A 2840-nucleotide genomic window follows, 5' to 3' on the forward strand; every position below is an offset into this window, starting at 1 on the left:
GCATCTGGTCGAAGCGTTTGTCGATGCGAGCGACCAATGCCGCCCGATCCGGCTCGATCACCAGGAAACGCGCGCTTTCCCTGTCGATGAGCGGCTGGCCGCGTTCTGCCTGCCATTCCAGGATCGAACGGCCAGACGCATCGAGAACCTCCAATGCCCGCACGACGCGCTGGCTGTCGGTTGGCTTGAGCATCATGGCCGCCGCCGAATCCTCGCGCAGCAGCAGGCTGTGCAGCTTGACGGCGCCCTGCTCCTTCAACTCATAGCGCCAGCGGTCGCGGACCCGCTGCGGAATGTCGGGCATTTCCGAAATGCCCTCGGCCAGCGCGCGAAAATAGAGCCCGGTGCCGCCGACAAAAATCACTGGCCGTTCGGAGAATGTGCCGTCCTCGATCAGCTTCATCACATCGCGCAGCCAGGCGCCGGTGGAATAGGCGGTGGCCGGGTGGACATGGCCATAAAGATAATGCAGTGCGCGGGCGAGGTCGGCCGCCTCCGGCCGGGCAGTCAGCACGTCGAGCACCGAATAGCCCTGCATGGAATCGGTATTGACGATCACGCCCCCCCTGCGCTCGGCCAGATCGAGCGCAAGCGCCGACTTGCCGCTGGCGGTCGGCCCGGCTATCAGGATCGCGTTCTTCACGCGGCCCTTGCCCGCCTGCCCGCCGGAATGTTTCATGCCGCTCATCGCCACGCTTGTTTCCCGTCCCGCTGAGCGCGCTTTGTCGCTGTCGCTTGCGAATATGGCCTCACGGTCGGTCGGCGCAAGCGCTGTTGTCTGGCTGGCCGAAGGTATTGCCTGCGATCTCGTCCTGCCTGAGGCAGCCGACGACGCCGTCACGAGTGCCGTCTTGCGCACGGCACTTGCCAGCGAGGCCGTCGACGTGATCGTCCAGCAGGCGGAAACCCGCCGCAAGAAAATCCTGATCGCCGACATGGATTCAACCATGATCGACCAGGAATGCATCGACGAGCTGGCCGACGAGATCGGCGTCAAGGATCATGTTGCGGCCATCACCGCGCGATCCATGAATGGTGAGATCGCCTTCGAACCGGCTTTGCGTGAACGGGTGGCGTTGCTCAAGGGCCTCGACGCCGCCGTGGTCGATCGCATCGTCGCCAATCGCCTGACGCTGGCAGCGGGCGGCCGTGTTCTGGTCCGGACCATGCGCGCCAATGGCGCCTGGACGGCACTCGTGTCTGGCGGGTTCGAGGTCTTCACGACGCGCATCGCCGCCATGCTCGGTTTCCAGGAGAACCGCGCCAATCGCCTGCTCGAGCAGGACGGCCGCTTCACCGGGCTGGTCGGCGAACCGATCCTCGGCCGCGCCGCTAAGGCCGACGCGCTGATCGAAATTTCAGCGCGCCTCGGCCTGACGCCCGCCGACGCCATCGCCGTCGGCGACGGCGCCAATGATCTCGACATGATCTGCCTTGCCGGTACCGGTGTCGCGCTCCACGCCAAGCCGACGGTGGCGGCACAGGCCAAGGTCCGCATCGATCATGGCGACCTGACCGCGCTGCTTTATGTGCAAGGCTACAGGCGGGAGGAGTTTGTGCAATGAAACCAATGCGTACCGAGCGCCTGATCCTGCGCAACTGGGAAGATCGCGACCGCGACCTGTTCCACCGCATAAACTCCGACGACCGGGTGATGGAGTTCTTTCCGTTCCGCCGTGACCGCGCCGAGGCGGATGCCAAGATGGACGAGCTCCGGGCCTGGACCGCGGATGACGGATACGGTTTTGCTGCCGCCGATATCACCGCCACCGGTGAATGCATCGGCTTCATCGGTCTCCTCGACACCGATCATGTGCCATCCCTGCCAGCTGGCACCATCGAGATCGGCTGGCGACTGGCACCTGAGTTCTGGGGCAAGGGCTATGTCACAGAGGCAGCCGAAGCGTGGCTGGCCTACGGCTTCGAGACGCTTGGCCTCGATGAAATCGTGTCATTCGCCGTCGCGGCCAACCGCCGCTCCACCGCCGTCATGCAACGCCTCGGCATGAGCGCGGATCCGTCCGGCGATTTCGACCACCCCAGCATTCCCGACAGCCATCCCGCGCTCAAGCGCCATGTCCTGTACAGACTGTCGCGCCAAGACTGGCAGGCAAGAAAAAGGGCGGCCCGCTAGCCGCCCTTTCCATTCAAGATGAGGATTTTTTCGCCGCATCTTCCGGATCTCAGTCCATCCGGATCGTCACGAACCTGAGCTCGCCGGTCTTCGAGGCCAGCATCAAGAGCGCATTCTTGCGCCCCTGTTCCTTCAAGGCGCCGATCCGGTCCATGACGTCCTTGGGCGTGGCGACCGATTCCTGCGCGATCTCGGTGATCACCTCGCCGGGCTGGATGCCGCGTTCGGCGGCGGCCGAGTCCTTGGTGACGTCGGTGATGACGACGCCCGAAACATCGGCCGCAATGCTGAACTTCTTGCGTGTCTCGTCGTTCAGTTCGCCGACCGTCATGCCGAGCACCGAAGCAGTGGAAACGGCCGGAGCCTTGTCGCCCTTGTCCTGATCGGTGTTGCTGCCCTCCTCACTGCTGGCGAGCTTCTCGCCATCCTCGAGCCGGCCGAGCGTCACTTTCACGGTCTGCTCGACACCCTTGCGCACGATGAGCACATCGACCGCCTTGCCAACCGGGCTTTCGGCGACGACGCGCGGCAGATCGCGCATCTCATGGATGTCCTTGCCGTCGAACTTGATGACGACGTCGCCCGCTTGGATGGTGCCATTGTCGACCGGGCCACCCTTGATCACGCCGGCGACCAGCGCGCCCCTGGCGGTCGCCATGCCGAGGCTTTCGGCGATGTCGTCGGTCACCGGCTGGATGCGCACGCC

General features: G+C 64.6%; 4 protein-coding genes. 2 read left to right on the plus strand and 2 right to left on the minus strand.

Annotated elements, in window-relative coordinates; genetic code table 11:
• The coding region (gene miaA, locus EN906_RS29515; RefSeq protein ID WP_127375577.1) for a tRNA (adenosine(37)-N6)-dimethylallyltransferase MiaA at positions 1–688 on the minus strand (688 nt) is incomplete at its 3' end.
• On the opposite strand from miaA, the gene serB reads away from it, so the two are divergent.
• Both serB and EN906_RS29525 read left to right on the plus strand, forming a co-directional pair.
• Positions 678–1565: a phosphoserine phosphatase SerB gene (gene serB, locus EN906_RS29520; RefSeq protein WP_127271592.1), complete on the plus strand. Its 888-nt coding sequence runs from the start codon at positions 678–680 to the stop codon at positions 1563–1565. The genes miaA and serB overlap by 11 nt on opposite strands.
• Complete coding sequence (locus tag EN906_RS29525; RefSeq protein ID WP_127375578.1) at positions 1562–2134, plus strand: GNAT family N-acetyltransferase; 573 nt, start codon at positions 1562–1564, stop codon at positions 2132–2134. Before serB ends, EN906_RS29525 begins: the two co-directional genes overlap by 4 nt.
• A 49-nt stretch (positions 2135–2183) precedes the next feature.
• Here EN906_RS29525 and EN906_RS29530 read toward each other — a convergent pair.
• A partial coding sequence (locus EN906_RS29530; protein ID WP_127375579.1) for a PDZ domain-containing protein occupies positions 2184–2840 on the minus strand: 657 nt, incomplete at its 5' end.

Source organism: Mesorhizobium sp. M7A.F.Ca.CA.004.06.1.1, assembly GCF_003999135.1.
Taxonomy (GTDB): domain Bacteria; phylum Pseudomonadota; class Alphaproteobacteria; order Rhizobiales; family Rhizobiaceae; genus Mesorhizobium.